Origin of the sequence: Mycobacterium parmense, assembly GCF_010730575.1 — a bacterium.
Taxonomy (GTDB): domain Bacteria; phylum Actinomycetota; class Actinomycetes; order Mycobacteriales; family Mycobacteriaceae; genus Mycobacterium; species Mycobacterium parmense.
This window is the reverse complement of record NZ_AP022614.1, coordinates 2072630-2096146: the sequence shown is the minus strand read 5'-3', so window position 1 is coordinate 2096146 and position 23517 is coordinate 2072630. Positions and strand designations below refer to the sequence as shown.

The 23517-nt window shown below is 70.3% G+C and carries 23 protein-coding genes; 17 read left to right on the top strand and 6 right to left on the bottom strand.

The genetic code is table 11. From position 1 onward, the window contains the following. Positions 1–9 precede the first annotated feature (9 nt). The 4 genes from ripB (at position 10) to G6N48_RS09255 (ending at position 4004) form a co-directional block, all read left to right on the top strand. A complete protein-coding gene (gene ripB / locus G6N48_RS09270; protein ID WP_085269620.1) occupies positions 10–741 on the top strand; it encodes an NlpC/P60 family peptidoglycan endopeptidase RipB in 732 nt (243 codons plus the stop codon). Positions 742–889: 148 nt separating this feature from the next. After that, complete coding sequence (moxR1, locus tag G6N48_RS09265) at positions 890–2038, top strand: chaperone MoxR1 (RefSeq protein WP_085269619.1); 1149 nt, start codon at positions 890–892, stop codon at positions 2036–2038. Positions 2039–2088: 50 nt separating this feature from the next. After that, positions 2089–3000 carry a DUF58 domain-containing protein gene (locus G6N48_RS09260; protein WP_085269618.1) on the top strand — a complete coding sequence of 304 codons (912 nt, stop codon included), beginning with the start codon at positions 2089–2091 and terminating at the stop codon, positions 2998–3000. Beyond that, positions 2997–4004: a VWA domain-containing protein gene (locus tag G6N48_RS09255; protein WP_085269617.1), complete on the top strand. Its 1008-nt coding sequence runs from the start codon at positions 2997–2999 to the stop codon at positions 4002–4004. The genes G6N48_RS09260 and G6N48_RS09255 overlap by 4 nt, the downstream gene beginning before the upstream one ends. Here G6N48_RS09255 and qcrB read toward each other — a convergent pair. After that, a complete protein-coding gene (gene qcrB, locus G6N48_RS09250; RefSeq protein ID WP_085269734.1) occupies positions 4001–5662 on the bottom strand; it encodes a cytochrome bc1 complex cytochrome b subunit in 1662 nt (553 codons plus the stop codon). The genes G6N48_RS09255 and qcrB overlap by 4 nt on opposite strands. Before the next feature lie 253 nt (positions 5663–5915). Here qcrB and G6N48_RS09245 point away from each other — a divergent pair, with 253 nt between their 5' ends. From G6N48_RS09245 to G6N48_RS09230, 4 genes are all read left to right on the top strand, one after another. Next, entirely contained in the window at positions 5916–6497 is a 582-nt protein-coding gene (locus G6N48_RS09245) for a TetR/AcrR family transcriptional regulator (RefSeq protein WP_085269616.1), read from the top strand. Between the two features lie 108 nt (positions 6498–6605). Next, positions 6606–7373, top strand: a complete 768-nt coding sequence (fabG1, locus tag G6N48_RS09240; RefSeq protein WP_085269615.1) for a 3-oxoacyl-ACP reductase FabG1 — start codon at positions 6606–6608, stop codon at positions 7371–7373. Between the two features lie 24 nt (positions 7374–7397). Beyond that, positions 7398–8207, top strand: coding sequence for an NADH-dependent enoyl-ACP reductase InhA (gene inhA, locus G6N48_RS09235; RefSeq protein ID WP_085269614.1), 810 nt, complete (start codon positions 7398–7400; stop codon positions 8205–8207). Positions 8208–8213: 6 nt separating this feature from the next. Then, positions 8214–9251, top strand: a complete 1038-nt coding sequence (locus tag G6N48_RS09230) for a ferrochelatase (RefSeq protein WP_085269613.1) — start codon at positions 8214–8216, stop codon at positions 9249–9251. Here G6N48_RS09230 and G6N48_RS09225 read toward each other — a convergent pair. After that, a complete protein-coding gene (locus G6N48_RS09225) occupies positions 9217–10146 on the bottom strand; it encodes a hypothetical protein (protein ID WP_085269612.1) in 930 nt (309 codons plus the stop codon). The two genes, G6N48_RS09230 and G6N48_RS09225, sit on opposite strands and share 35 nt — an antisense overlap. A 57-nt stretch (positions 10147–10203) precedes the next feature. Here G6N48_RS09225 and G6N48_RS09220 point away from each other — a divergent pair, with 57 nt between their 5' ends. The 3 genes from G6N48_RS09220 to G6N48_RS09210 are packed head-to-tail and all read left to right on the top strand — an operon-like array spanning position 10204 to position 12182. Beyond that, positions 10204–10641 (top strand): NfeD family protein, encoded by a 438-nt coding sequence (locus tag G6N48_RS09220; RefSeq protein WP_085269611.1) that lies wholly within the window; start codon positions 10204–10206, stop codon positions 10639–10641. Positions 10642–10679: 38 nt separating this feature from the next. Next, positions 10680–11816 (top strand): SPFH domain-containing protein, encoded by a 1137-nt coding sequence (locus G6N48_RS09215; protein ID WP_085269610.1) that lies wholly within the window; start codon positions 10680–10682, stop codon positions 11814–11816. A gap of 9 nt (positions 11817–11825) precedes the next feature. After that, entirely contained in the window at positions 11826–12182 is a 357-nt protein-coding gene (locus G6N48_RS09210; protein WP_085269609.1) for a DoxX family protein, read from the top strand. On the opposite strand, the gene G6N48_RS09205 is transcribed toward G6N48_RS09210, so the two are convergent. Together G6N48_RS09205 and G6N48_RS28185 are read right to left on the bottom strand one after the other, a co-directional pair. After that, the gene (locus G6N48_RS09205) at positions 12160–12642 is read right to left on the bottom strand and encodes a nitroreductase family deazaflavin-dependent oxidoreductase (RefSeq protein WP_085269608.1); all 483 of its coding nucleotides are present in this window, start codon (positions 12640–12642) and stop codon (positions 12160–12162) included. The two genes, G6N48_RS09210 and G6N48_RS09205, sit on opposite strands and share 23 nt — an antisense overlap. A 64-nt stretch (positions 12643–12706) precedes the next feature. After that, positions 12707–13156, bottom strand: a complete 450-nt coding sequence (locus G6N48_RS28185; protein ID WP_085269607.1) for a hypothetical protein — start codon at positions 13154–13156, stop codon at positions 12707–12709. Between the two features lie 184 nt (positions 13157–13340). Here G6N48_RS28185 and G6N48_RS09195 point away from each other — a divergent pair, with 184 nt between their 5' ends. Continuing rightward, entirely contained in the window at positions 13341–14042 is a 702-nt protein-coding gene (locus G6N48_RS09195) for a response regulator transcription factor (protein ID WP_085269606.1), read from the top strand. Next, positions 14039–15523 (top strand): sensor histidine kinase, encoded by a 1485-nt coding sequence (locus G6N48_RS09190; RefSeq protein ID WP_163670811.1) that lies wholly within the window; start codon positions 14039–14041, stop codon positions 15521–15523. Before G6N48_RS09195 ends, G6N48_RS09190 begins: the two co-directional genes overlap by 4 nt. Positions 15524–15526: 3 nt before the next feature. Here the strand turns inward: G6N48_RS09190 and G6N48_RS09185 are convergent, their stop codons facing one another. Continuing rightward, the gene (locus G6N48_RS09185; RefSeq protein WP_232066583.1) at positions 15527–16387 is read right to left on the bottom strand and encodes a S1 family peptidase; all 861 of its coding nucleotides are present in this window, start codon (positions 16385–16387) and stop codon (positions 15527–15529) included. Beyond that, positions 16347–17117, bottom strand: a complete 771-nt coding sequence (locus G6N48_RS09180) for a TVP38/TMEM64 family protein (protein ID WP_085269732.1) — start codon at positions 17115–17117, stop codon at positions 16347–16349. Before G6N48_RS09180 ends, G6N48_RS09185 begins: the two co-directional genes overlap by 41 nt. Positions 17118–17287: 170 nt before the next feature. Between G6N48_RS09180 and mutA the strand changes: the two genes are divergently transcribed. The 4 genes from mutA (at position 17288) to G6N48_RS09160 (ending at position 23507) form a co-directional block, all read left to right on the top strand. Next, a complete protein-coding gene (gene mutA / locus G6N48_RS09175) occupies positions 17288–19141 on the top strand; it encodes a methylmalonyl-CoA mutase small subunit (protein WP_085269605.1) in 1854 nt (617 codons plus the stop codon). 4 nt (positions 19142–19145) lie between these two features. Next, positions 19146–21380, top strand: coding sequence for a methylmalonyl-CoA mutase (gene scpA / locus G6N48_RS09170; RefSeq protein WP_085269604.1), 2235 nt, complete (start codon positions 19146–19148; stop codon positions 21378–21380). Between the two features lie 76 nt (positions 21381–21456). Continuing rightward, positions 21457–22431, top strand: a complete 975-nt coding sequence (gene meaB, locus G6N48_RS09165; protein ID WP_085269731.1) for a methylmalonyl Co-A mutase-associated GTPase MeaB — start codon at positions 21457–21459, stop codon at positions 22429–22431. Positions 22432–22487: 56 nt separating this feature from the next. Then, positions 22488–23507, top strand: a complete 1020-nt coding sequence (locus G6N48_RS09160) for a patatin-like phospholipase family protein (protein ID WP_085269730.1) — start codon at positions 22488–22490, stop codon at positions 23505–23507. The last annotated feature ends 10 nt before the right edge of the window (positions 23508–23517 follow it).

The window sequence follows — 23517 nt, the reverse complement described above, 5'->3', positions numbered from 1 at the left end:
CGGACAACCATGCGCCGCAACCGGTTTCGCCTCATCAACCTCGCCTGGATCACCGCCGTGGTGGCCGGGCTGTTGATGTCCGTCACGGTTTCGGGGCCCGCGCCCGCCTCGGCCGACCCCGGACAGTGGGACCCGACGCTGCCGGCGACCATCAGCGCCGGCGCCCCGGGCGACCCGCTCGCGGTCGCCAACGCCTCCCTGCAGGCCACCGCCCAGGCCACCCAGACCACGCTGGATTTCGGCAAGCAGTTCCTCGGTGGCCTCGGGATCAACCTGGGCGGCAATGACGCCCCGAGCGCCACGAACACCGGCGCCAGCCGGATCCCGCGGGCCAACGGCCGGCAGGCCATCGAGTACGTGATCCGTCGGGCCGGGTCGCAGATGGGCGTCCCGTACTCCTGGGGCGGCGGCACGCTGCAGGGCCCGAGCAAGGGCGTCGAGGATGGCGCCAACATCACCGGCTTCGACTGCTCGGGCCTGATGCGGTACGCCTTCGCGGGCGTCGGCGTGCTGCTGCCGCGGTTCTCCGGCGACCAGTACAACGCCGGCCGGCACATTCCCCAGGATCAGGCCCGGCGCGGCGACCTCATCTTCTACGGCCCGGGTGGCGGCCAGCACGTCACCATGTACCTGGGCAACGGCCAGATGCTGGAGGCGTCCGGCAGCGCCGGCAAGGTCACCGTCAGCCCGGTCCGTCGACCGGGCATGACACCGTTCCTGACGAGAATCATCGAGTACTGAAACCGGCGCGGTCGCCCGGATGAATTCCGGGCGGGACCCGCGGCGTCGACGGAATCCTGCGGGCCTGGAATAGTTGGACGCGGGCACGTCGCTGCCCCACGACATCGGTCGTGCAGCAGTCGTGTCGTATTTGAGCTGTGGAGGGTTGATGACAGCAGCAGGTGGGCCGCCCCCGGGCGCCAGCGGTTACTCGGGCCCGGGCGGGCAACATTCCGCCCCGTCGGCCCACGAAGCGCCTCAAGGCGGCGCCGGTGTCGCCAGTGACGGCCTGGCCGCCGAGGTTCACACCCTGGAGCGGGCCATCTTCGAGGTCAAACGCATCATCGTCGGCCAGGACCAGCTCGTCGAGCGGATGCTGGTCGGCCTGCTCTCCCGGGGCCACGTCCTGCTCGAGGGTGTCCCGGGCGTGGCCAAGACGCTGGCCGTCGAGACGTTCGCGAAGGTGGTCGGCGGCACGTTCGCCCGCATCCAGTTCACCCCCGACCTGGTGCCCACCGACATCATCGGAACCCGCATCTACCGCCAGGGCAAGGAGGAGTTCGACACCGAGCTCGGCCCGGTGGTGGTGAACTTCCTGCTCGCCGACGAGATCAACCGCGCCCCCGCCAAGGTGCAGTCCGCGCTGCTGGAGGTGATGCAGGAGCGCCACGTGTCGATCGGCGGCAAGACTTTCGACCTGCCCAACCCGTTCCTGGTGATGGCGACGCAGAACCCGATCGAGCACGAGGGCGTCTACCCGCTGCCCGAGGCCCAGCGTGACCGCTTCCTGTTCAAGATCAACGTCGGCTACCCGTCGCCGGAGGAGGAGCGGGAGATCATCTACCGGATGGGCGTCAAGCCCCCGACGCCCAAGCAGATCCTGAACACCGGCGACCTGCTGCGCCTGCAGGACATCGCCGCCAACGTCTTCGTCCACCACGCGCTCGTCGACTACGTGGTGCGTGTCGTGACCGCCACCCGGCACCCCGAGCAGCTGGGCATGAACGACGTCAAGACGTGGATCTCGTTCGGCGCGTCCCCGCGCGCCTCGCTGGGCATCATCGCCGGCGCGCGTTCGCTGGCGTTGGTGCGCGGCCGCGACTACGTGATCCCGCAGGACGTCGTGGAGGTCATCCCCGACGTGCTGCGCCACCGCCTGGTGCTCACCTACGACGCGCTCGCCGACGAGATCTCGCCGGAGATCGTCATCAACCGGGTCCTGCAGACGGTTGCCCTGCCTCAGGTGAACGCCGTTCCGCAGCAAGGTCATTCGGTACCGCCGGTGATGCAGGCCGCCGGCGCGGCCAGCGGTCGGTGACCGAGCCGAACCCCAGCGGGGAACCGTCGGCTGCTGGCCACCCGCCATCGATGCAGCGCGGGCAGATCGTCGACCCGAAGCTGTCGGCGGCGCTGCGCAAACTCGAGCTGACCGTCCGTCGCAAGCTGGACGGCGTACTGCACGGCGACCACCTGGGGCTGATCCCGGGCCCCGGATCCGAGCCGGGGGAGTCGCGGGAGTACCAGCCCGGCGACGACGTCCGGCGGATGGACTGGGCCGTCACCGCGCGGACCACCCACCCGCACGTGCGGCAGATGATCGCCGACCGTGAGCTGGAGACCTGGTTGGTGGTCGACATGTCGGCCAGCCTGGACTTCGGCACGGTGGGCTGCGAGAAGCGCGACCTGGCGGTGGCGGCCTCGGCCGCGATGACCTTCCTCAACAGCGGCGGCGGCAACCGGTTCGGCGCGATCGTCGCCAACGGCGCCACCATCACCCGGGTGCCCGCCCGCTCCGGGCGCCAGCACGAGCAGACGCTGCTGCGCACCATCGCCACCACCCCGCGCGCCCCGGTCGGGGTGCGCGGGGATCTGGCGATGGCGATCGACGCGCTGCGCCGGCCGGAGCGCCGGCGCGGGATGGCGGTGATCATCAGCGACTTCCTCGGCCCGATCAACTGGATGCGGCCGCTGCGCGCGGTCGCGGCCCGCCACGAGGTCCTGGCCGTCGAGGTGCTCGATCCCCGCGACGTCGAGCTGCCGGATGTCGGCGACGTCGTGCTGCAGGACGCCGAATCCGGCGTGACCCGCGAATTCACCATCGACGCGCACCTGCGGGACGATTTCGCGAAGGCCGCCGCCGCGCACCGGGCCGAGGTCGCCCGCACCGTCCGCAGCTGCGGGGCCCCGGTGCTGACGCTGCGCACCGACCGCGACTGGATCGCCGACATCGTCCGCTTCGTCGAGTCCCGCCGGCGCGGGGCGCTGGCGGGTAGGCAGTGACGCTGCCGTTCCTCGGCGCGATGTCCTTGACCGGGTTCGCGCATGCCTGGTTCTTCCTTTTCTTCCTGGTCGTCGTCGCGCTGGCCGTGCTGTATGTGGTGATGCAGCTGTCGCGCCAGCGGCGGATCCTGCGGTTCGCGAACATGGAGTTGCTGGAAAGCGTTGCGCCCAAGCGGCCTTCGCGGTGGCGCCACGTACCGGCGATCCTGCTGGTGTTGTCGCTGGTGCTGTTCACCGTCGCGATGGCCGGTCCCACCAACGACGTTCGGATTCCCCGCAACCGCGCGGTGGTGATGCTGGTGATCGACGTGTCGCAGTCGATGCGGGCCACCGACGTCGCGCCCAACCGGATGGCCGCCGCGCAGGCGGCCGCCAAGCAGTTCGCCGACGAGCTGACCCCGGGCATCAACCTGGGGCTGATCGCCTTCGGTGGCACCGCGACGGTGCTGGTGTCGCCGACCACCAACCGGGATTCCACCAAGGCCGCGCTGGACAAGCTGCAGTTCGCCGATCGCACCGCCACGGGCGAGGGGATCTTCACCGCCCTGCAGGCGATCGCCACCGTCGGCGCGGTGATCGGCGGCGGCGACGCCCCTCCGCCGGCGCGCATCGTGCTGTTCTCCGACGGCAAGGAGACCATGCCGACCAACCCCGACAATCCCAAGGGCGCCTTCACCGCCGCGCGCACCGCCAAGGACCAAGGGGTGCCGATCTCCACCATCTCCTTCGGCACGCCGTACGGGTTCGTCGAGATCAACGACCAGCGCCAGCCGGTGCCCGTCGACGACGAGACGCTCAGGAAGGTCGCGCAGCTCTCCGGCGGCAACGCCTACAGCGCCTCGAGCCTCTCGGAGCTCAAGGGCGTCTACGCCACGCTGCAGCAGCAGATCGGGTACGAGACCATCAGGGGTGATGCCAGCGTGGGCTGGCTGCGGCTCGGCGCCGTCGTGCTGGCGCTGGCGGCGCTGGCCGCGCTGCTGATCAACCGCCGCCTGCCGTCCTAGCCCTCGTCGGCCTCCCGTGACGCCCGGCCGTTCCCGTTGGTGGCGTTGCCGTTCTGGCGTTCGCGCAGTGCGGTCAGGGCGCGCTGTTCGCCGGCGTGCGTCGCCCGCAGTAGCGCGCCCGCTTCGGCCGGCGGGTCGGCGAACAGGAAGCTGCCCGAGCCCGGCCGACCGCCCATGCCGAGTTTGTTCAGCCGCTTGGGGATCGGGGCGCCCTGGTACTGCAGCGGGATCGGGTGGCCGCCTTCGTCGACGGGGCCCAGCGGTTGGTGCACTTCGATGTACGCCCCGTGCGGCAAGCGCCTGATGATCCCGGTTTCGACGCCGTGCTCGAGCACCGCGCGGTCGCTGCGCTGCAGGCTGACACACCAGCGATAGGTGACGAAGTAGACGATCGGTGGCAGCACCACCATCCCGATGCGCCCGATCCACGTCATCGCGTTCAGGGAGATGTCGAACTGGTAAGCGATGATGTCGTTGAACGACGAGAACGTGAGCACGATGTAGAAGGCGATCGCCATCGTCCCGATCCCGGTGCGCACCGGTGCGTCGCGGGGACGCTGCAGCAGGTTGTGGTGGGCGCGGTCGCCGGTGAACCGCCGCTCCAGGAACGGGTACACGACCAGCGCGCCGAGGATGACGCCCATCAGGACCGCGACGGCCACCGCGGCGGGAATCGTGTGGTGCCAGAAGTAGAACTCCCACGCCGGCCACAGCCGGACCAGCCCGTCGGTCCACATCAGGTAGAAGTCCGGCTGCGAGCCCGCCGAGACCTGGGATGGCTTGTAGGGGCCCAGGTTCCAGATCGGGTTGATCTGCAGCAGCCCGCCCATCAGGCCCAGCAATCCCACCACCGCCGCGAAGAAGCCGCCCGACTTCACGGCGAACACCGGCATCACCCGCACGCCGACGACGTTGTGCTCGGTCCGTCCGGGCCCGGGGAACTGGGTGTGCTTCTGGAACCACACCATCGCCAGGTGCAGCCCGATCAGCGCGAGCATGATGCCCGGGAAGAGCAGGATGTGGATGGCGTACAGGCGCGGGATGATGACGTCACCGGGGAAGTCGCCACCGAACAACGCCCAGTGCAGCCAGGTGCCGATCACCGGGATTCCCAGCGTGATCGAGGAGAACGCCGCCCGCAGGCCGGTGCCCGAGAGCAGGTCGTCTGGCAGCGAGTAGCCGAAGAAGCCCTCGAACATGGCCAGGATCAGCAGCAGCGACCCGATCACCCAGTTGGCCTCGCGCGGCCGGCGAAAGGCTCCGGTGAAGAAGACCCGGGCCATGTGCACCATGATCGCGGCCGCGAACAGCAGGGCGGCCCAGTGGTGGACCTGCCGCACGAACAACCCGCCCCGCACCTCGAACGAGATGTCGAGCGCCGACGCGTACGCCTTGGACATCTCGACGCCCCGCAGCGGCTGATAGACGCCGTTGTAGGTGACCTCTGTCATCGACGGGTCGAAGAACAACGTCAGGTACACGCCGGTGATCAGCAGCACGATGAAGCTGTACATCGCGATCTCGCCGAGCAGGAAGGACCAGTGCGTCGGGAAGACCTTGTTCAGTTGGCGGCGAACCGCCGCCGCCGGGTGATAGCGGGTGTCCGTCGCCGCGGCCTGGTGCGCGAGGACCGAGCCCATGTCGATTCGCGAACTCATCTGTTTTCCCCTCCGGTGTGGGTCGAGCCGGGACCGCCGGTCGGCCCGGGGGACGACCAGCGCGCGTGGGACCGTCGCGGCGAGGAGCGGGCGCGAGACCGCGGGCCGGACGGGATAGAACAGACAGTACACTAATGAACTACTAGTACATTAGTGATTCTGCCGAACATTTCTGATCGCTTCGTCCATCGGGTAATTTTGAGCATCACCCGCGACACATCCGCACCGCTTAGGCGGGAGAAGGGCGCGATCGATGACATTTGGTCACCCCGGCCAGCCGGACGAGCAGGGCGAGGATGCCCGGATCGTCCGAACCCGGGCGGATGTCGCGCGTACCGCCTTCGACGTGCTCGTCGAGGAAGGCTCCGAGGCGCTCACCCACGCTCGCGTGGCCGAGCGCGCCGGCTATTCGAAGACCACCCTGTACAAGCACTGGCCGTCGCGGTCCGACCTCGCCGCCATGGCGCTGGCGTCGGTTCGCGACTTCAAGCACCCGGAACCCACCGGTGACGTCCGCGCCGACCTGATCGGGGAGCTGACCGCATTCCGGCAGGGAGTCGTCGACCTGCGGCTCGACCGGGTGCTGTCCGCGATGGCGCAGTGGGCGACGGTCGACACGATGAGCCAAATCCGCAATGAGATCAACTCCGAGGGGCAGCGACCGATCCGCAACATTCTCGCCGAACTCTTCGACGGCCCCGAGCTGGACGCGGCGGTCTGGATGCTCTCCGGGGTGGTGGCCTGCCCGTCGCTGATGTTCGGCACGGTGCCCGGCGACGACGTCATCGCCGCGGCCGTCGACCTCGTACTTCGGGGGCATGCAGCGAGCACGTGATCACCCCGCGGGGGGCGGTCCCGAGTCGACCAGGGGTCGACCGCGTGCACAGCGGCCGCATTTCGGCCCCATGTCGGACCCGCGGTGGCGAGGCGCTACGTTGTCGGGGTGACTGAGACAGCCACCGAGAACGCCACCGACGCCGCATCCGACTGGGGCAGACCCGCATTCGTATCCCGTTCGGTCCTGGTGACGGGCGGCAACCGGGGGATCGGCCTGGCGATCGCGCGGCGGCTGGCCGCCGACGGCCACCAGGTGGCCGTCACGCACCGCGGAACCGGGGTGCCCGAGGGACTCTTCGGCGTCGAGTGCGACGTCACCGACAACGCCGCCGTCGATCGCGCCTTCAAAGAGGTCGAGGAGCACCAGGGCCCGGTCGAGGTGCTGGTCTCCAACGCCGGCCTGGCCGCGGACGCGTTCCTGATGCGGATGACGGAGGAGAAATTCGAGAAGGTGATCGACGCGAACCTCACCGGGGCTTTCCGGGTCGCTCAGCGGGCATCGCGCAGCATGACCAAGAAACGGTTCGGCCGGATGATCTTCATCGGCTCGGTCTCCGGGACCTGGGGCATCGGCAACCAGGCCAACTACGCGGCTTCCAAGGCCGGTGTGATCGGCATGGCCCGCTCGATCGCCCGGGAGCTGTCCAAGGCCGGGGTGACCGCGAATGTGGTGGCCCCGGGCTACATCGACACCGACATGACCCGCGCGCTCGACGAGCGGATCCAGGCGGGCGCACTGGAATTCATCCCGGCGAAGCGGGTCGGCACCGCCGCCGAGGTCGCCGGGGTGGTCAGCTTCCTGGCGTCGGAGGATGCGAGCTACATCTCGGGTGCGGTCATCCCGGTCGACGGCGGCATGGGCATGGGCCACTGATTTCAACAAACGAAGAGGACGGACATGACAGGACTGCTCGAAGGCAAACGGATCCTGGTCACCGGGATCATCACCGACTCGTCGATCGCTTTCCACATCGCGCGGGTGGCCCAGGAGCAGGGGGCCCAACTGGTGCTGACCGGTTTCGACCGGCTGCGCCTGGTCCAGCGCATCGCCGACCGGCTTCCCCAGAAGGCGCCGCTTCTGGAACTCGACGTGCAGAACGAGGAACATCTGGCGACGCTCGCCGAGCGGGTCACCGAGGTGATCGGCGAAGGCAACAAGCTTGACGGCGTGGTGCATTCGATCGGATTCATGCCGCAGACCGGCATGGGCGTCAACCCGTTCTTCGACGCGCCCTTCGAAGATGTCGCGAAAGGCATTCACATCTCTGCCTTTTCGTATGCGTCGCTGGCAAAGGCATTGCTGCCCATCATGAATCCGGGTGGCGGCATCGTCGGCATGGACTTCGACCCCAGCCGCGCCATGCCGGCCTACAACTGGATGACCGTCGCCAAGAGCGCGCTGGAGTCGGTGAACCGGTTCGTGGCTCGCGAGGCGGGCAAGTACGGCGTGCGGTCGAATCTCGTCGCGGCGGGCCCCATCCGGACGCTGGCGATGAGCGCGATCGTGGGCGGCGCGCTCGGCGAGGAGGCAGGTGCCCAGATCAGCCTGCTCGAGGAGGGCTGGGACCAGCGGGCGCCGCTCGGCTGGAACATGAAGGACGCCACGCCCGTGGCCAAGACCGTGTGCGCGCTGCTGTCGGAATGGCTGCCGGCCACCACCGGGACCATCATCTTCGCCGACGGCGGCGCCAGCACGCAGTTGCTCTGAGCCGCCATGGAATTCGATGCCGTCCTGCTGCTGTCCTTCGGCGGGCCGGAAGGGCCCGAGCAGGTGCGGCCGTTCTTGGAGAACGTCACCCGGGGCCGCAAGGTGCCGCCCGAACGTCTCGACGACGTGGCCGGGCACTACCTGCATTTCGGTGGGGTGTCGCCGATCAACGGGATCAATCGTGCGCTGATCGCCGAGCTGAACTCGGAATTGGAGCTGCCGGTCTACTTCGGCAACCGCAACTGGCATCCGTATGTCGAAGACGCCGTCATAGCCATGCGGGACGACGGTGTTCGTCGCGCGGCGGTGTTCACCACCTCGGCGTGGAGCGGCTACTCCGGTTGCACCCAGTACGCCGAGGACCTCGCGCGCGCTCGTGCGGCGGCCGGGCCGCAGGCACCCGAATTGGTCAAGCTGCGGCGATATTTCGACCATCCGCTATTCGTCGAGATGTTCGCCGACAACATCGCGGCCGCCGCCAGGTCCGTGCCCGCCGGCGCCCGCCTGGTGTTCACGGCGCACTCGGTCCCGGTGGCCGCCGACGATAGCCTGGGCCCCAGGCTCTACAGTCGCCAGGTCGCCTACGCCGCAAGGCTTGTCGCGGCCGCCGCGGGGTACACCGAGTACGACTTGGTGTGGCAGTCGCGGTCCGGTCCGCCGCAGGTGCCTTGGCTGGAGCCCGACGTCGCCGACCATCTCACCGCCCTGGACGAGTCCGGGGTCAAGGCCGTGATCGTCTGCCCCGTCGGGTTCGTCGCCGACCACATCGAGGTGGTGTGGGACCTCGACAACGAATTGCGCGGACAGGCCGAGGCGGCCGGTATCGCGTTCGCGAGGGCGTCGACATTCAATGCCGACCGCCGGTTCGCAAGGCTGGCCGCGGATTTGGTCGACGAATTGCGCCGCGGCCGGGCGCCCCTGCGGGTGAGCGGCCCGGATCCGGTGCCCGGCTGCCTGGCCGGCGTCAACGGCGAGGCGTGCCTTCCGCCGCACTGCGCGGCCGCCGAGCCTAATCTGCCCAGGCCGAGTGCAGGATCGCGTTGACGGCGGCCATCCTCGCCGAACGGACGACTGCGGTCAAAGGGCGCAGCGCGTCGCCGGCGATCCTGGCCTCCGAGGACGACTGCGCCCCAAGGGCTTCCAGCGCGGGCAGCGGTGCTGCGAAGCGGTCGACGGCGTCGGACGGCCGGCTGAGCCCGGCGCTGACCGCGATGATCGCGTCGACGTGGGCGGCGTTCTCCAGCACCCGCAACGCGCGCGACGGCGCGTGATCCGGAACTTTGTGCTGCCGTGCGGATTCCAGCAGCTGCTCGACGAGCCCCCGCGGGTCGTCGACGTCGGCGGCGGCCGATCCCAGCCCGATCGCGCCCAGCGCGTCGGCGGCCGAACGCACCGCCGACCGCAGCGTGTACTCGGCGTCGCCCAACTCGTAGTGATCGAGCACCGGGGCCCCGGGCAGCGAGTACACCGTCCACGACAGCGCGCACAGGTCGGGAAAGCTTTCCTCGTCGTCGGCGTCGTCGTAGGAGAATTCGGGAACCAGCCCTATGGCGGTGTCGGGCTCGTGGGGGTTCGCGACCACCACCGCCTCTCCGGCCGCCAGGGCGTCACGCTGGAATTGCGTGCCCGGGGTGAGCCCGCGGACGTCGCCGGGCACCGGCATGAGCACGTTGATCGTCCCTCGCAGCCGGCCCGGACCGCCGGGCGTCGGCGCCGGTCGCCCCGCCGCGGCGCGCAGCGTCTGCAACAGCGAGACGGTCCCGGCGTCGTGCACGTCGGGCCACGGCAGGCCGGTATGGCCCGCGGCGACCGCATCGTACGCGGTGACCGATTGCTTTGGTGCCCAAAGCGATAACGCGTCCAAGACGTCGTCGGGCGCGGCCTTGCCCGCGAGCCAGGCGTTGGCCCACAGGGAAAGGGAGACACTGGGAGACCACACGATGTCGCAGTGTAGTTGTTTTGTCCGGCAAAGGCCGATGACGCGTATCCTGGCCGCATGCCCGCCGCGGTGCTATGGCTCATATTCGCGCTGGTGCTTGCCGGTGCGGAGGCGCTGACCGGCCACCTGTTTTTGGTGATGCTGGGCGGCGGGGCGCTGGCCGCGTCGCTAACCAGCTGGCTGGCGGATTGGCCGGGGTGGGTCAACGGCGGGGTGTTCCTGATCGTCTCGGTGCTGCTCCTCGCGCTGGTGCGGCCGCCGCTGCGGCGGCGGCTGACGCCCGCCGGCGCGCCTGCGCTGGGGATTGAGGCGCTGCGGGGCAAGGACGCGCTGGTGCTCGACCGGGTCACCCGCGACAAGGGCCAGGTCAAGCTGGACGGGCAGGTATGGACGGCGCGGCCGCTCAACGCGGCCGACGTGTACGAACCGGGGGAGTGCGTAACCGTCATGGGCATCGACGGCGCCACGGCGGTGGTCTTCAGGAGCGGTCTGTAAGAGGATCGCGAGAAGCCCTGCGAGAGAAAGGAACTCCTGTGCAAGGTGCGGTTGCAGGACTGGTGTTGCTCGCTGTCCTCGTGGGATTCGCGATCGTGTTGGTGGCAAAGTCGGTCGCGCTGATCCCCCAGGCGGAGGCGGCGGTCATCGAGCGGCTGGGGCGTTACAGCCGCACGGTCAGCGGGCAGCTGACCCTGCTGGTGCCGTTCATCGACCGGGTCCGCGCCCGGGTGGACCTGCGCGAGCGGGTGGTGTCCTTCCCGCCGCAGCCGGTGATCACCGAGGACAACCTGACCCTCAACATCGACACGGTGGTCTACTTCCAGGTCACCAGCCCGCAGGCGGCCGTGTACGAGATCAGCAACTACATCGTCGGCGTCGAGCAGCTCACCACGACCACCCTGCGCAACGTCGTCGGCGGCATGACGCTGGAGCAGACCCTGACCTCACGCGACAAGATCAACGGCCAGCTGCGGGGCGTGCTCGACGAGGCGACGGGCCGCTGGGGCCTGCGGGTCGCGCGGGTCGAGCTGCGCAGCATCGACCCGCCGCCGTCGATCCAGGCCTCCATGGAAAAGCAGATGAAGGCGGACCGCGAGAAGCGGGCCATGATCCTGACCGCCGAGGGGATGCGGGAGTCGGCGATCAAAGAGGCCGAGGGCCAGAAGCAGGCGCAGATCCTGGCGGCCGAAGGCGCCAAGCAGGCGGCCATCCTCGCCGCCGAAGCCGACCGGCAGTCCCAGATGCTGCGCGCCCAGGGCGAGCGCGCCGCGGCCTACCTGCACGCGCAGGGGCAGGCCAAGGCCATCGAGAAGACCTTCGCCGCGATCAAGGCCGGCAGGCCCACCCCCGAGATGCTGGCCTACCAGTACCTGCAGACGCTGCCGCAGATGGCGCGCGGCGACGCCAACAAGGTGTGGGTGGTGCCCAGCGACTTCAGCTCGGCGCTGCAGGGATTCACCAAGCTGCTCGGCGCCCCCGGCGAGGACGGGGTGTTCCGCTTCCAACCGTCCCCGGTCGACGACGCCGCCAAGCACGCCGTCACCGACGACGACGACGAGGTCGCCGACTGGTTCAACACGGAGACCGACCCGGCGATCGCGCAGGCGGTCGCCAAGGCCGAGGCGATCGCCCGGCGGCCGGTCGATGGCGCGGCGGGGGAGCTCACTCAATAGGATCAACCCATGACTGCGTTGACGTCGCCGAAGACTTATGCCGGGCTCGCCGCGTTTCACGCCATCGACGCGGTGGCGTGCGCCGTGCAGGTGGCTCCCATCAAAAAGGTCCTCGACGACCTCGAGGTCCCGGCCAACGTCCGGCAGATCCTGCCGGTGGTGAAGGCGGCGGCCGCGGTCGGTCTGCTATCGGTCACCTGGTTCCCCGCGTTGGCCCGGCTGACCACGGCCATGCTGACCCTGTACTTCGTGCTGGCCGTCGGCGCCCACGTGCGCGCGCACGACAAGTTCGTCAACGTCGTTCCGGCGGCGGCCTTTCTGGCCACGTTCGCCGTGATGACCGTCAAGGGCCCGAAGCGCAGCTGAACTCGACCATCGGCAGCGGGGTGCCGCTGTCGGTGATCGGCATGCCCAGCGTCTCTTCGAGCACCGGCCGCATGCGCTCCCACGCCCGGGGGTGACGGGCGCGGAAGGCGGCCAGGGCCCGGTCGGCCTCGTCCTGGAGCAGCACCCGTGCGACGGCCGGCCTGGGGGCGTGGCCGCCCGAGTAGACACGCACCCGCGGGTCGGCCTCGATGTTGCGGAACCACTGGGCCTTTCGACCGAATCCCGAGGCGACGACGTAGCGGTCGGCGCAGGGCCGGTCGACGACCTCGAGCACGACGTGGCGCGGCCTGCCCGTTTTGCGGCCCACGTGCTCGAGCATCAGGATGCGCGAACCGAACAGGGCACCCGCCCGGGCTTTGTAGAGCCAGATCGGGGCGCGCGTCAGGCGGCGCGACCGCAGCAGCCGTCCCGCGAGCCTGGGCAGAAGTGATCCCCGCATAGTCGCGATCCTCCCAGTCGCACGCCCGCCGCCGCCACGCCGGTGTGACGGCGGCGGGCTTTCGTCAGATGTGCGGCGGGGGCGAGGGTTGCGCCGGCGGCGCCGGGTGCTCGGCGCCCGGCGGCCCGAACCCTCCCGGCATGGGGCCCGGCATCGGGGGCATCCCGGGCATCGGGGGCATAGGCGCCATCCCGGGCATCGGCGCCATCCCGGGCATCGGCGGTGGCGGCCCGTGATGCCAGGCCGGCGCCATCATCGGCGGCGGGCCGGGAGGCGGCGGCGGGCCGAACGGCGGCGGACCGGGAGGTCCCGCCATGACGATCCAGGCGAACGCGATCGCCGCGACGGTGCCCGCCGCGCCGACCAGCGCTCCCACCACCCCCGCGCCGATCACCACGCCGGTGGAGTGACGGCGACGCTGGGGTGGTTGGAGGGCGACCGGGGCGGGCGGGGGTGGCGGCGCCGGGATCGCCGGGTCGGGCTTGGCCGTGTTGTCGTTCTCGTTGATGGTCATGTCACCGGACGGTAGGAGCCGCAGCTGAAGTGGATCTGAAGAAGCAGGGCCCGCCATGTCCCGCCTGTCACTCGAGTCAACGGCGGAGGGGTTTGCCTGCACGAACACACGTCCCGACCGCCCGGTGGCTCCTGTGACCCGACACCTTCAGGCTCGTTTCAGGACGGGTGGCGACAATGGGTTCATGACAGACCCGCGGCACGCCGGTTGCGCGGGCACGCCGCGGGTGCTGGTGGTCGAGGACTCCGAGACCATCCGCGAGATGGTCAGCGAAGCGCTCGTCGACGTCGGCTACCACACCGATGCGCGCTGCGACGGCGACGGGCTCGAGCAGGCGCTCGACGGGCTGCGGCCCGACCTGGTGGTGCTGGACGTGATGCTGCCGGGGCGCGACGGTTTCGCGCTCGTCGACGTGATCCGGGAGTGGGGCGACGTCGGGATCGTGCTGATCACGGCCCGCGACGGCCTGCAGGACCGGCTGCGCGGCCTGGACGGCGGGGCCGACGACTACGTGATCAAGCCGTTCGAGCTCGCCGAACTGGTGTCGCGGGTGGGCGCCGTGCTGCGCAGGCGCGGGCGGCTGCCGCAGGTGGTCCAGCTGGGCGACCTGATGCTCGACGCCGAGGCCGGTGTCGCCGCGCGCGACGGCCACCGCCTGGACCTGACGGCGACCGAGCTGCGACTGCTGGCCTACCTCGTGCAACAGCGCGGCAGGATCGTCAGTGCCGGCCAGATCCTGAACGCGGTGTGGGGTTACGACGCCTATGACCCCAACCTGGTGCAGGTGCACGTCAGCGGCCTGCGGCGCAAGCTCGAGGCGCACGGGCCCCGGATCCTGCACACCGTCCGCGGCATCGGCTACCGCCTGCAGCCCCAGCGGTCATGACCGCCACGCCGTCGCTGCAGCGCCGCGTCACGCTGGTGGTGCTGGCGCTGCTGACCGGGCTCCTCGTCGTGCTCGGGGTGACCATCGACGTCAGCCTGGGGGTGCTGACCCGCAAGAACCTGCACGACCGGCTGCTCGCCGCGACGTCGCGCGCCGACGCGCTGGTCGCCGCGCGCAGCTCGCCCGATCTGATCGCCGCCGAGCTCAACGGCGGCGGGGTGCGCGCGCTGCTGGTCACCGCCGACGGCGCGACCTACGGCGACCGTGGCATCAGCCCCGACACCGACGCCGGGCCGGTGGTCCCGCCGCCACCGCCCCCACCGCCGTTCGCCCCGCCCGGCCCCCCACCCATGGCGCACATGCCGGGCATGGGGCCCATGCCGGGAATGCCGCCCATGCCGCCCATGCCGCCGCCCGGCCCGCCCCCGGACGCCACCGCGACCGCCGTGGTCCACCCCCTGCCCGACGGCGCCCGGCTGATTCTGGTCGCTGACACCACCCAGGCCACCCAGGTGACACGCCAGCTGCGCCAGCTGATGATCGGCGCGGGCGTGGTGACTTTGCTGGTCGCGGCGCTGCTGCTGGTCGCGGTCAGCCGGGCGGCCCTGCGCCCGTTGGACCGGCTGACCGCGCTGGCCAACGACATCAGGACCGGCGACCGCGGCGCAAGGTTGCGCCCCGACCGCACCGACACCGAATTAGGCCGCGCAGCAAGCGCTTTCGATGGGATGCTGGACGCGCTGGAGTATTCCGAGCGCAGGGCGCAATGGGCCGCCGACACGGCGCAGCGCGCCGAGACGGCAACCCGGCGGTTCCTCGTCGACGCCGCCCACGAGCTGCGCACCCCCATCGCCGGCATCCAGGTCGCCGCCGAGCAGCTCGCCAGCAGCGCCTCCCAGCAGGAGGACGACGATGCGGCGCGCGCGCAGTACCGCCGGGCCAGCCTGTTGCTGTCGGACGCCCGCCGCGCCGGTCGGCTCGTCGCCGACATGCTGGACCTGAGCCGCATCGATGCGGGCCTCCCGCTGGACCTGTGCGACCTCGACCTGGCGGGCCTCGCCGACTCCGAGGCCGACCGCGCCGCCATGCTGGCGCCCGAGCTCACCGTCACCCGCACCGGCCCGCCGGCGCTGACCGTCAACGCCGACCCCACCCGGCTGGCGCAGATCCTGTCCAACCTGCTCGACAACGCCCGCCGGTACACCCCGCCGGGCGGCACGATCACCGTCGAGCTGGCCGGGCGCGACGGCACCGCCGAGGTGACCGTCACCGACACCGGCCCGGGCATCCCGGAAGACCAGCGCGAGCGGATCTTCGAGCGGCTGGTGCGCCTGGACGCCGGGCGCGGCCGCGACCATGGCGGCGCCGGGCTCGGGCTGGCGATCGCGCGGGCGCTGGCGCGCGCCCACGGCGGCGAGCTGGTGTGTCTGCCGCACCAGGGCGGGGCGAGTTTCCGGCTCAGCCTGCCCGCGACGGCGTGAACGTCAGCGGGGCTCGCCCGGCGCGGTGGTGACGACGGTCAGGTTCCACTTGTCCAGCCACGGCCGCAGCTGCTCGGCGACGGAGAACGTCGCGGGGGCCGAGCACCCGGCGTTGGGGTTCTTGGGGTCGCCGCCGCGGACGTGGATGCCCACCGCGCTGGCGGTTCCGTCGCTGCGCATGAGGTAGACCGGTCCGCCGGAGTCGCCGCACTTGCCGGGCGCCAAGAACACCACCTTGCTGTCGGTGACCTCCACGACCTCCCCGCACGCGGCCGCGTTGGAGGTCATGCCGAACTTGCACAGCTGGTCGCCGAGTTCGAGGTTGCTTGCGACCCCGGAGACCGGCAGTGCGGCGCCGATGGCCGACGTCCGCGGAATGTTGTCGCCGTCGAGCATGATCAGCCCGATGTCGTGCTTGTCGGTAAGCGCTTCGTCGTCGACCGTCTCGGTGAAGGTGCCCAGCGTCGCGTAGGGGAGGATCCCCGCCAGGTTCATCGTCACCTTGCTGGCCTCGCCGGGGCGATTGCAATGGCCGGCGGTCAGGACACCGGCCCGGCCGGTGCTGGTGCGCACCAAGAACCCGGCTGTGCAGGCGATTCCGCCGGAGCCGTCTTCGTAGTCGACGTAGATGCCCGCGCCCGGGCCGATGGCGCCGGCCACCGGCAGGTCGATCGGCGCCGTGGCGGGCGGCGGCGGCTCGTCCGGCGGCGGGTCGGCGGTCCGCCGCAGCAGGCAGGCGGCCGCCACCAGCACCGCGGCGCTGCACAGCGCCGCGATCGTCAGCACCCAGCTATGGATCCGCGGTCTCAGCGGCGCCGGCGGATCAGCCAACGACGGCCGGTTCGGGGGCGGCGCCGTCGTCACGCGCGGGATCCCGGGTGCGGCGATGGTGCCGGACGAAGTGGCGGACCTCGACGACCAGCCCGCCCAGGCCCAGCGCGCTCGTGATCCCCGAGGCCAGGTAGAACAGGGCACTGGGATGGCCGGTCAGGGCGTCGCCGAGGATCACCACGGCGGCAGTACCGGGAAGCAGGCCGGCCAGGGTCGCCAGCCCGTAGGGCAGCACCCGCACGGTCGACGCGCCGGCGGCGTAGTTGAGCGCCGCGAAGGGCACGGCGGGGATGAGCCGCAGCGACATGATGGCCAGCCAGCCCCGCTGCCGCAGGCGCGCATCCACGGTCTCGATGGACCGGTGACGAACGACCCGGTTCAGCCGCCACCCCGTCGCGCGGAACAGCAGCATCGCGATCATCGCGCTCGTGGCGCTGGCGACCACCGCGATCGCGATGCCCAGCGCCGGGCCGAACAGCAGGCCGGCGGCCACCGTGAACGCCGTGCGCGGTACGGGCACCACCGTCGCGACGATGTGGGTGAGGAAGAAAGCCAGCGGGAACCACGGTCCCAACGACCGCGCCCAGTCACGCATCTGGACCGGCGAGGGCAGGGGCAATAGCGACGCCAGCGCCAGCAGCACTGTGATACCGACCACTGTCCACAGGACCCGAGACCGCGACAGCTGGCGCGCGGTGGCTGCGATCGTGGAGCCGAGTTCGCGCAGAGTCTGGCCGATTTTGCAGGTGGCGGGCGCCGTCACAACTCACCAGGTTACGGGCCGCCGGTGAATACGGCGTTGCCCGAGGCTGGCGTTTCGCCGCGGGACCTGGCCTGATGGCCGCACCTCGCCATTTTTTCCCCCGGGCGCCCATCAATTAGCCTCATTGGTCAAGAGGCATCCCGGCAAGACGCTGAATAAGGGAGCAATCGGTGTCCGTTGACGTACCCGAGCTCGACGACCTGGAACGGGTTCGCGCGCATTGGCGCACCGCTGTCGCGGGCGTGTTGGCCAAGAGCACCGGGAAGGAACCCGGCGCGCTCGGCGACCAGCCCGAGCGGCTGCTGGAGACGCCGACGTACGACGGAATCGCGATCCGGGCGCTCTACACCGCCCTCGACGAGCTGCCGGAGCGGCCGCTGCCGGGCGAGTGGCCGTACGTGCGCGGTGGCGAGGTGTTGCGCGACGCCGGCTCCGGCTGGAAGGTCGTCGAGGCGTTTCCCGGTTCGCAGTCGGGCGACTCCGCCAACGCGGCGACGCTGGCCGCGCTCGCCGACGGCGTCGGCGCGCTGCTCGTCCGGGTGGGGGAGTCCGGCGTGGCGGCCGCCGATCTCGAGAAGCTGCTCGCGGGCGTGTATCTGGACCTGGCGCCGGTGATCCTCGACGCGGGCGGCGACTACTGTGCGGCCTGCGAAGGGCTGCTGGCGCTGGTGGACCGGCTCGGCGACGGCGAGCGCGCCACCGTCTCGGTCGACCTGGGCGCCGACCCGCTGACCGCCCGGCTGAGCGGGCGGGCGGCCCCGTCGATGGAGCAGGTCCTCTCGGTTGCGACCCGCGTGGCCGGGCGCCCCGGCGTGCGAGCGATCACCGTCGACGGACCCGCCTTCCACAATCTGGGCGCGAACGCGACGTGGGAGCTCGCCGGAGCCATCGCGGCCGCGGTCGCCTACCTGCGCGCGCTCACCGACGCCGGCATGGCGGTGGGTCAGGCTCTGCGGCAGATCAGCTTCCGGCTGTCCGCGGCCGACGACCAGTTCATGACCATCGCGAAGATGCGCGCCGCGCGGCAACTGTGGGCGCGGGTGGCCGAGGTGGTCGGCGACCCGGCGGGCGGGGCCGCGGTCCTGCACGCCGAGACATCGCTGCCCATGATGACCCAGCGGGATCCGTGGGTGAACATGCTGCGCGGCACGTTGGCCGCCTTCGCCGCGGGCGTCGGCGGCGCCGACACCGTGCTGGTGTTCCCGTTCGACGAGCTGATTCCCGGCGGATTCCCGGGCATGTCGCCCACCTTCGCGCGCCGCATCGCGCGCAACACGCAACTGCTGCTGCTGGAGGAGTCGCACGTCGGCAAGGTGGCCGACCCGGCCGGGGGGTCGTGGTTCGTCGAGGACCTCACCGAGCAGCTGGCCGCGCGGGCGTGGGAGCAGTTCCAGGCGATCGAGGCCCGCGGCGGCTTCATCGACGCCGCCGACTACGTCGCTGACCAGATCGCCGAGATCGCCGCGCGGCGCTCCGACGACATCGCGCACCGCCGCACCGCGGTCACCGGGGTCAGCGAATTCCCTAATCTATCCGAACCCGTTCTGCCGCAGGGTGATTCGCGGCAGACCGACGGCCTGTCGCGGTATGCCGCCGAGTTCGAGGCGCTGCGTGACCGCTCCGATGTGTACCTGGGGCGCACCGGGTCCCGTCCGCGGGTGCTGTTGCTGCCACTGGGTCCGCTCGCCGAGCACAACATCCGGGCGACGTTCGCGGCGAACCTGCTGGCCTCGGGCGGAATCGAGGCGGTCAATCCCGGCCCGGTCGACGCCGAGAGCGTCGCGGGGGCCGTGGCAGCGGCGGGAGCGCCCCCGGTGGCGGTCATGTGCGGCACCGACAAGCGGTACGGCGCCGAGGCCGCCGGCATCGTGCGGGCCGCTCGGGACGCCGGTGTGGCCAGGGTGTACCTGGCCGGGCCCGAAAAAGCGGTGGGGGACGCCGAACCCCGGCCAGACGACTTCTTGACCACCAAGATCAATGCGGTGCAGACCCTGTCGGACCTGCTGACCCGGTTGGGAGCCTAGGGACATGACCACCAGCACACCCGTCGTCAGCAGTTTCGCCGGCGTCCCGTTGCACGGCGACCGTGCGGTCCCGCAGCCCGCCCGGGTGGCGGCCGGCCAGGGGCCGTCCGCCGAGGCCGTGTGGCACACGCCGGAGGGCATCGACGTCAAGCCGGTCTTCACCGCGGCCGACCGGACCGCCGCCGCCGCGGACGGCTACCCGCTGAACTCCTTCCCCGGCGAGCCGCCGTTCGTGCGCGGCCCCTACCCGACGATGTACGTCAACCAGCCCTGGACCATCCGCCAGTACGCCGGCTTCTCCACCGCCGCGGACTCCAACGCGTTCTACCGCCGCAACCTCGCCGCCGGGCAGAAGGGGCTGTCGGTGGCCTTCGACCTGGCCACCCACCGCGGCTACGACTCCGACCACCCGCGTGTCGCGGGCGACGTCGGAATGGCCGGCGTGGCAATCGATTCCATCCTCGACATGCGGCAGCTGTTCGACGGCATCGACCTGTCCGCGGTGAGCGTGTCGATGACGATGAACGGCGCGGTGCTGCCCATCCTGGCGCTGTACGTGGTGGCCGCCGAGGAGCAGGGCGTGCCGCCGGAGAAGCTGGCCGGCACCATCCAGAACGACATCCTCAAAGAGTTCATGGTGCGCAACACCTACATCTATCCGCCCAAGCCGTCGATGCGCATCATCTCCGACATCTTCGCCTACACCAGCGCCAAGATGCCCAAGTTCAACTCCATCTCGATCTCCGGCTACCACATCCAGGAGGCCGGTGCCACAGCAGATTTGGAGCTGGCCTACACGCTGGCCGACGGCGTCGACTACATCAAGGCGGGGTTGGACGCCGAGCTCGACATCGACAAGTTCGCGCCCCGGCTGTCCTTCTTCTGGGGCATCGGCATGAACTTCTTCATGGAGGTCGCCAAGCTGCGGGCCGGCCGGCTGCTGTGGAGCGAACTGGTCGCCGGCTTCGGCGCCAAGAACCCCAAATCGCTGTCGCTGCGCACACATTCGCAGACCTCCGGCTGGTCGCTGACCGCCCAGGACGCGTTCAACAACGTCGCGCGCACCTGCATCGAGGCGATGGCCGCCACCCAGGGCCACACCCAGTCGCTGCACACCAACGCCCTGGACGAGGCGCTGGCGCTGCCGACCGATTTCTCGGCCCGGATCGCGCGCAACACCCAGCTGCTGCTGCAGCAGGAGTCGGGCACCACCCGCCCGATCGACCCGTGGGGCGGCTCCTACTACGTGGAGTGGCTGACCCACCGCCTCGCCCAGAGCGCCCGCCTGCACCTCACCGAGATCGCCGAGCACGGGGGCATGGCGCAGGCCATCAGCGACGGCATCCCCAAGCTGCGCATCGAAGAGGCGGCCGCACGCACCCAGGCCCGCATCGACTCGGGCCAGCAGCCCGTGATCGGGGTGAACAAGTACCAGGTCGACGAGGATCAGAAGATCGAGGTGCTCAAGGTCGAGAACAGCCGGGTGCGCGCCGAACAGCTGGCCAAACTGCACGAGCTGCGCGCCCACCGGGACCAGGCCGCGTGCGACGCCGCGCTGGCCGAGCTGTCGCGCGCGGCGGCGGCGCACGGGCGCAAGGGGGATCGAGACGGGCTCGGCAACAACCTGCTGGCCCTGGCCATCGACGCGGCGCGCGCCAAGGCCACCGTCGGGGAGATCTCCGACGCGCTGGAAAAGGTGTACGGGCGGCACCAGGCGGAGATCCGTACCATCGCCGGGGTCTACCGTGACGAAGCCGGAAAGGCCATCAACATCACTTCGCTTTCTGCCGCCACCGAACTGGTCGAGAAGTTCGCCGAGGCCGACGGCCGCCGGCCCCGGATCCTGGTGGCCAAGATGGGGCAGGACGGCCACGACCGCGGGCAGAAGGTGATCGCGACGGCGTTCGCCGACATCGGCTTCGACGTCGACGTCGGGTCGCTGTTCTCCACGCCCGACGAGGTGGCCCGCCAGGCGGCCGACAACGACGTGCACGTCATCGGGGTGTCGTCGCTGGCCGCCGGCCACCTGACCCTGGTCCCGGCGTTGCGCGACGCGCTGGCCGAGGTGGGGCGGCCCGACATCATGATCGTGGTGGGCGGGGTGATCCCGCCCGACGACTTCGACGAGCTGTATGCCGCCGGGGCCGCCGCGATCTTCCCGCCCGGCACGGTGATCGCCGACGCCGCGATCGGCTTGCTGCACAAGCTGGCCGAGCGCCTGGGCTACTCACTCGAATGACTCACGCGAGAGTGCAACCACCGACGAAGCTACTCGGGAAATGCGTCGGCACCTGCACTTTCGCGGGGCCGGGAAGATGACGATCGAGGAGTTGGCCGACGCCATCCGCTCAGGCGACCGGGCCGCGCTGCCGCGGGCCATCACGCTGCTGGAATCCACCCGCCCCGACCATCACGAGCAGGCGCAGCAGCTGCTGCTGGCGTTGCAGCCCGATTCCGGGGACGCGCACCGCGTCGGCATCACCGGCACGCCGGGGGTGGGCAAGTCCACGTCCATCGAGGCGCTCGGCATGCACCTGATCGAGCGGGGCCACAAGGTGGCGGTGCTGGCCGTCGACCCGTCGTCGACGCGCAGCGGGGGGTCGATCCTCGGTGACAAGACGCGCATGGCGCGGCTGGCGGTCCACCCCGACGCCTACATCCGGCCGTCGCCCACGTCGGGCACGCTGGGTGGGGTGGCCAAGGCCACCAGGGAGACGGTGGTGTTGCTGGAGGCCGCAGGTTTCGACGTGATCCTCATCGAAACCGTCGGCGTGGGCCAGTCCGAGGTGGCGGTGTCCAACATGGTCGACACGTTCGTGCTGCTGACCCTGGCGCGCGGCGGCGACCAGCTGCAGGGCATCAAGAAGGGCGTGCTGGAGCTGGCCGACATCGTGGTGGTTAACAAGGCCGACGGGGAACACGTCGCGGAGGCCAAGGCGGCCGCACGTGAGCTCTCCGCGGCGATCAGGCTGATCCATCCGGGCGACACGCTGTGGCGGCCGCCCGTTCTGACAATGAGCGCGATCGAGGGGACCGGCCTCAAGGAACTGTGGGAGACCGTCGAGCGTCATCGCGAGGTGCTGACCGAGGCCGGTGAGTTCGAGGCGCGCCGGCGGGCCCAGCAGGTCGACTGGACCTGGCAGATGGTGCGCGACACGGTCCTGGACCGGCTGCTGTCCAACCCGCGGGTGCGCAAGATCCGCGCCGACGTGGAACGGCGGGTCAAGGCCGGGGAGCTGACGCCGGCGCTGGCGGCCCAGCAAATACTCGAGGCGGCGTCGGACAGCTGAGTCGCCGCGCTCGGTTGCCTCGCGGCAGAAAGGCAGCAATGGCACATGATCGCGAGATGAACCAGCAGCCGAAACATGCGGATGTGGTTCTCTCTGGTGGGGGCGTCAAGTTCATCGGCCTGGTAGGTGCGATCGTCGCGCTCATGGACGCTGGATATTCGTTCAAAAGGGCGTCAGGGGTCTCTGGTGGCTCGGTCGTCGCGGCCATCCTCGCCGCCGCGTCCAATGGTGACCAGCTGACGAGCCAGGAGGTCAAAGAACTGGCGCTATCGGTGCCGCTGCGCGAATGGCGTGACGCGGCACCCGTGCCCTATCTCGGTCCTGCGTGGGGTCTGCTGCGGGACTCGAGCATGTACCGCGGCGACGTCGCCTACGACTGGATTCGCAGTGAGCTGAAAAACCTGGGCGTGAACTCGTTCGGTGATCTGGCCCTCGACGAAGACCACCTGATCGAAGGGCGGCGTTGCAAGCTGGTGGTCACTGTCGCGGATCTGACGGCGGCCCAGTTGGTGCGATTACCGTGGGACTACCGGCGCCTCTACGGGCTGGACCCCGATGAACAACTCGTTGCGGACGCCGTGCGCGCTTCGATGGCGATTCCGTTCTTCTACCGCCCGGTTACGTTGACCAGCGCCACCGGTAGGCCATCCACGCTGGTCGACGGTGGCGTGCTGTCGAACTTTCCGGTCGATACCTTTGACCGGCCAGACGGCAAAGCGCCACGCTGGCCCACGTTCGGGATCACCGTGGTACCGAGGATTGCCGAGGGCATTGGCGAGGTGATGCCTGCTCTGAGGCCGCTTCGTCTCTTCGATCAGACGTCTCTGCTGGAGAGCCTGCTCACCACCATGCTGGTCGGTCATGACCAGACCCAGCTGAACCAGCCGTGGGTTCGTTCCCGCGCGATCTTGGTCGAATCGACTGACGTGGGCGTACTTGACTTCGGCGCATCCCGGGGGCGTCTCGAAGAGCTCTTCAACAGGGGCTATGAGGCTGCGCAGGCGTTCCTGTCGACGTGGGATTGGTCGGCATACCGCGAGCGGTTCCGGTGGCCCGACAAAGCGCCGCCCGGGTGAACATCGCGGG

Coding starts and splice junctions, on each gene's coding strand:
- ripB (WP_085269620.1), top strand. CDS start 10: ATGCGCCGCAACCGGTTTCGCCTCATCAACCTCGCCTGGATCACCGCC.
- moxR1 (WP_085269619.1), top strand. CDS start 890: ATGACAGCAGCAGGTGGGCCGCCCCCGGGCGCCAGCGGTTACTCGGGC.
- G6N48_RS09260 (WP_085269618.1), top strand. CDS start 2,089: ATGCAGCGCGGGCAGATCGTCGACCCGAAGCTGTCGGCGGCGCTGCGC.
- qcrB (WP_085269734.1), bottom strand. CDS start 5,662: ATGAGTTCGCGAATCGACATGGGCTCGGTCCTCGCGCACCAGGCCGCG.
- G6N48_RS09245 (WP_085269616.1), top strand. CDS start 5,916: ATGACATTTGGTCACCCCGGCCAGCCGGACGAGCAGGGCGAGGATGCC.
- inhA (WP_085269614.1), top strand. CDS start 7,398: ATGACAGGACTGCTCGAAGGCAAACGGATCCTGGTCACCGGGATCATC.
- G6N48_RS09230 (WP_085269613.1), top strand. CDS start 8,214: ATGGAATTCGATGCCGTCCTGCTGCTGTCCTTCGGCGGGCCGGAAGGG.
- G6N48_RS09220 (WP_085269611.1), top strand. CDS start 10,204: ATGCCCGCCGCGGTGCTATGGCTCATATTCGCGCTGGTGCTTGCCGGT.
- G6N48_RS09210 (WP_085269609.1), top strand. CDS start 11,826: ATGACTGCGTTGACGTCGCCGAAGACTTATGCCGGGCTCGCCGCGTTT.
- G6N48_RS09205 (WP_085269608.1), bottom strand. CDS start 12,642: ATGCGGGGATCACTTCTGCCCAGGCTCGCGGGACGGCTGCTGCGGTCG.
- G6N48_RS28185 (WP_085269607.1), bottom strand. CDS start 13,156: ATGACCATCAACGAGAACGACAACACGGCCAAGCCCGACCCGGCGATC.
- G6N48_RS09195 (WP_085269606.1), top strand. CDS start 13,341: ATGACAGACCCGCGGCACGCCGGTTGCGCGGGCACGCCGCGGGTGCTG.
- G6N48_RS09190 (WP_163670811.1), top strand. CDS start 14,039: ATGACCGCCACGCCGTCGCTGCAGCGCCGCGTCACGCTGGTGGTGCTG.
- scpA (WP_085269604.1), top strand. CDS start 19,146: ATGACCACCAGCACACCCGTCGTCAGCAGTTTCGCCGGCGTCCCGTTG.
- meaB (WP_085269731.1), top strand. CDS start 21,457: ATGACGATCGAGGAGTTGGCCGACGCCATCCGCTCAGGCGACCGGGCC.
- G6N48_RS09160 (WP_085269730.1), top strand. CDS start 22,488: ATGAACCAGCAGCCGAAACATGCGGATGTGGTTCTCTCTGGTGGGGGC.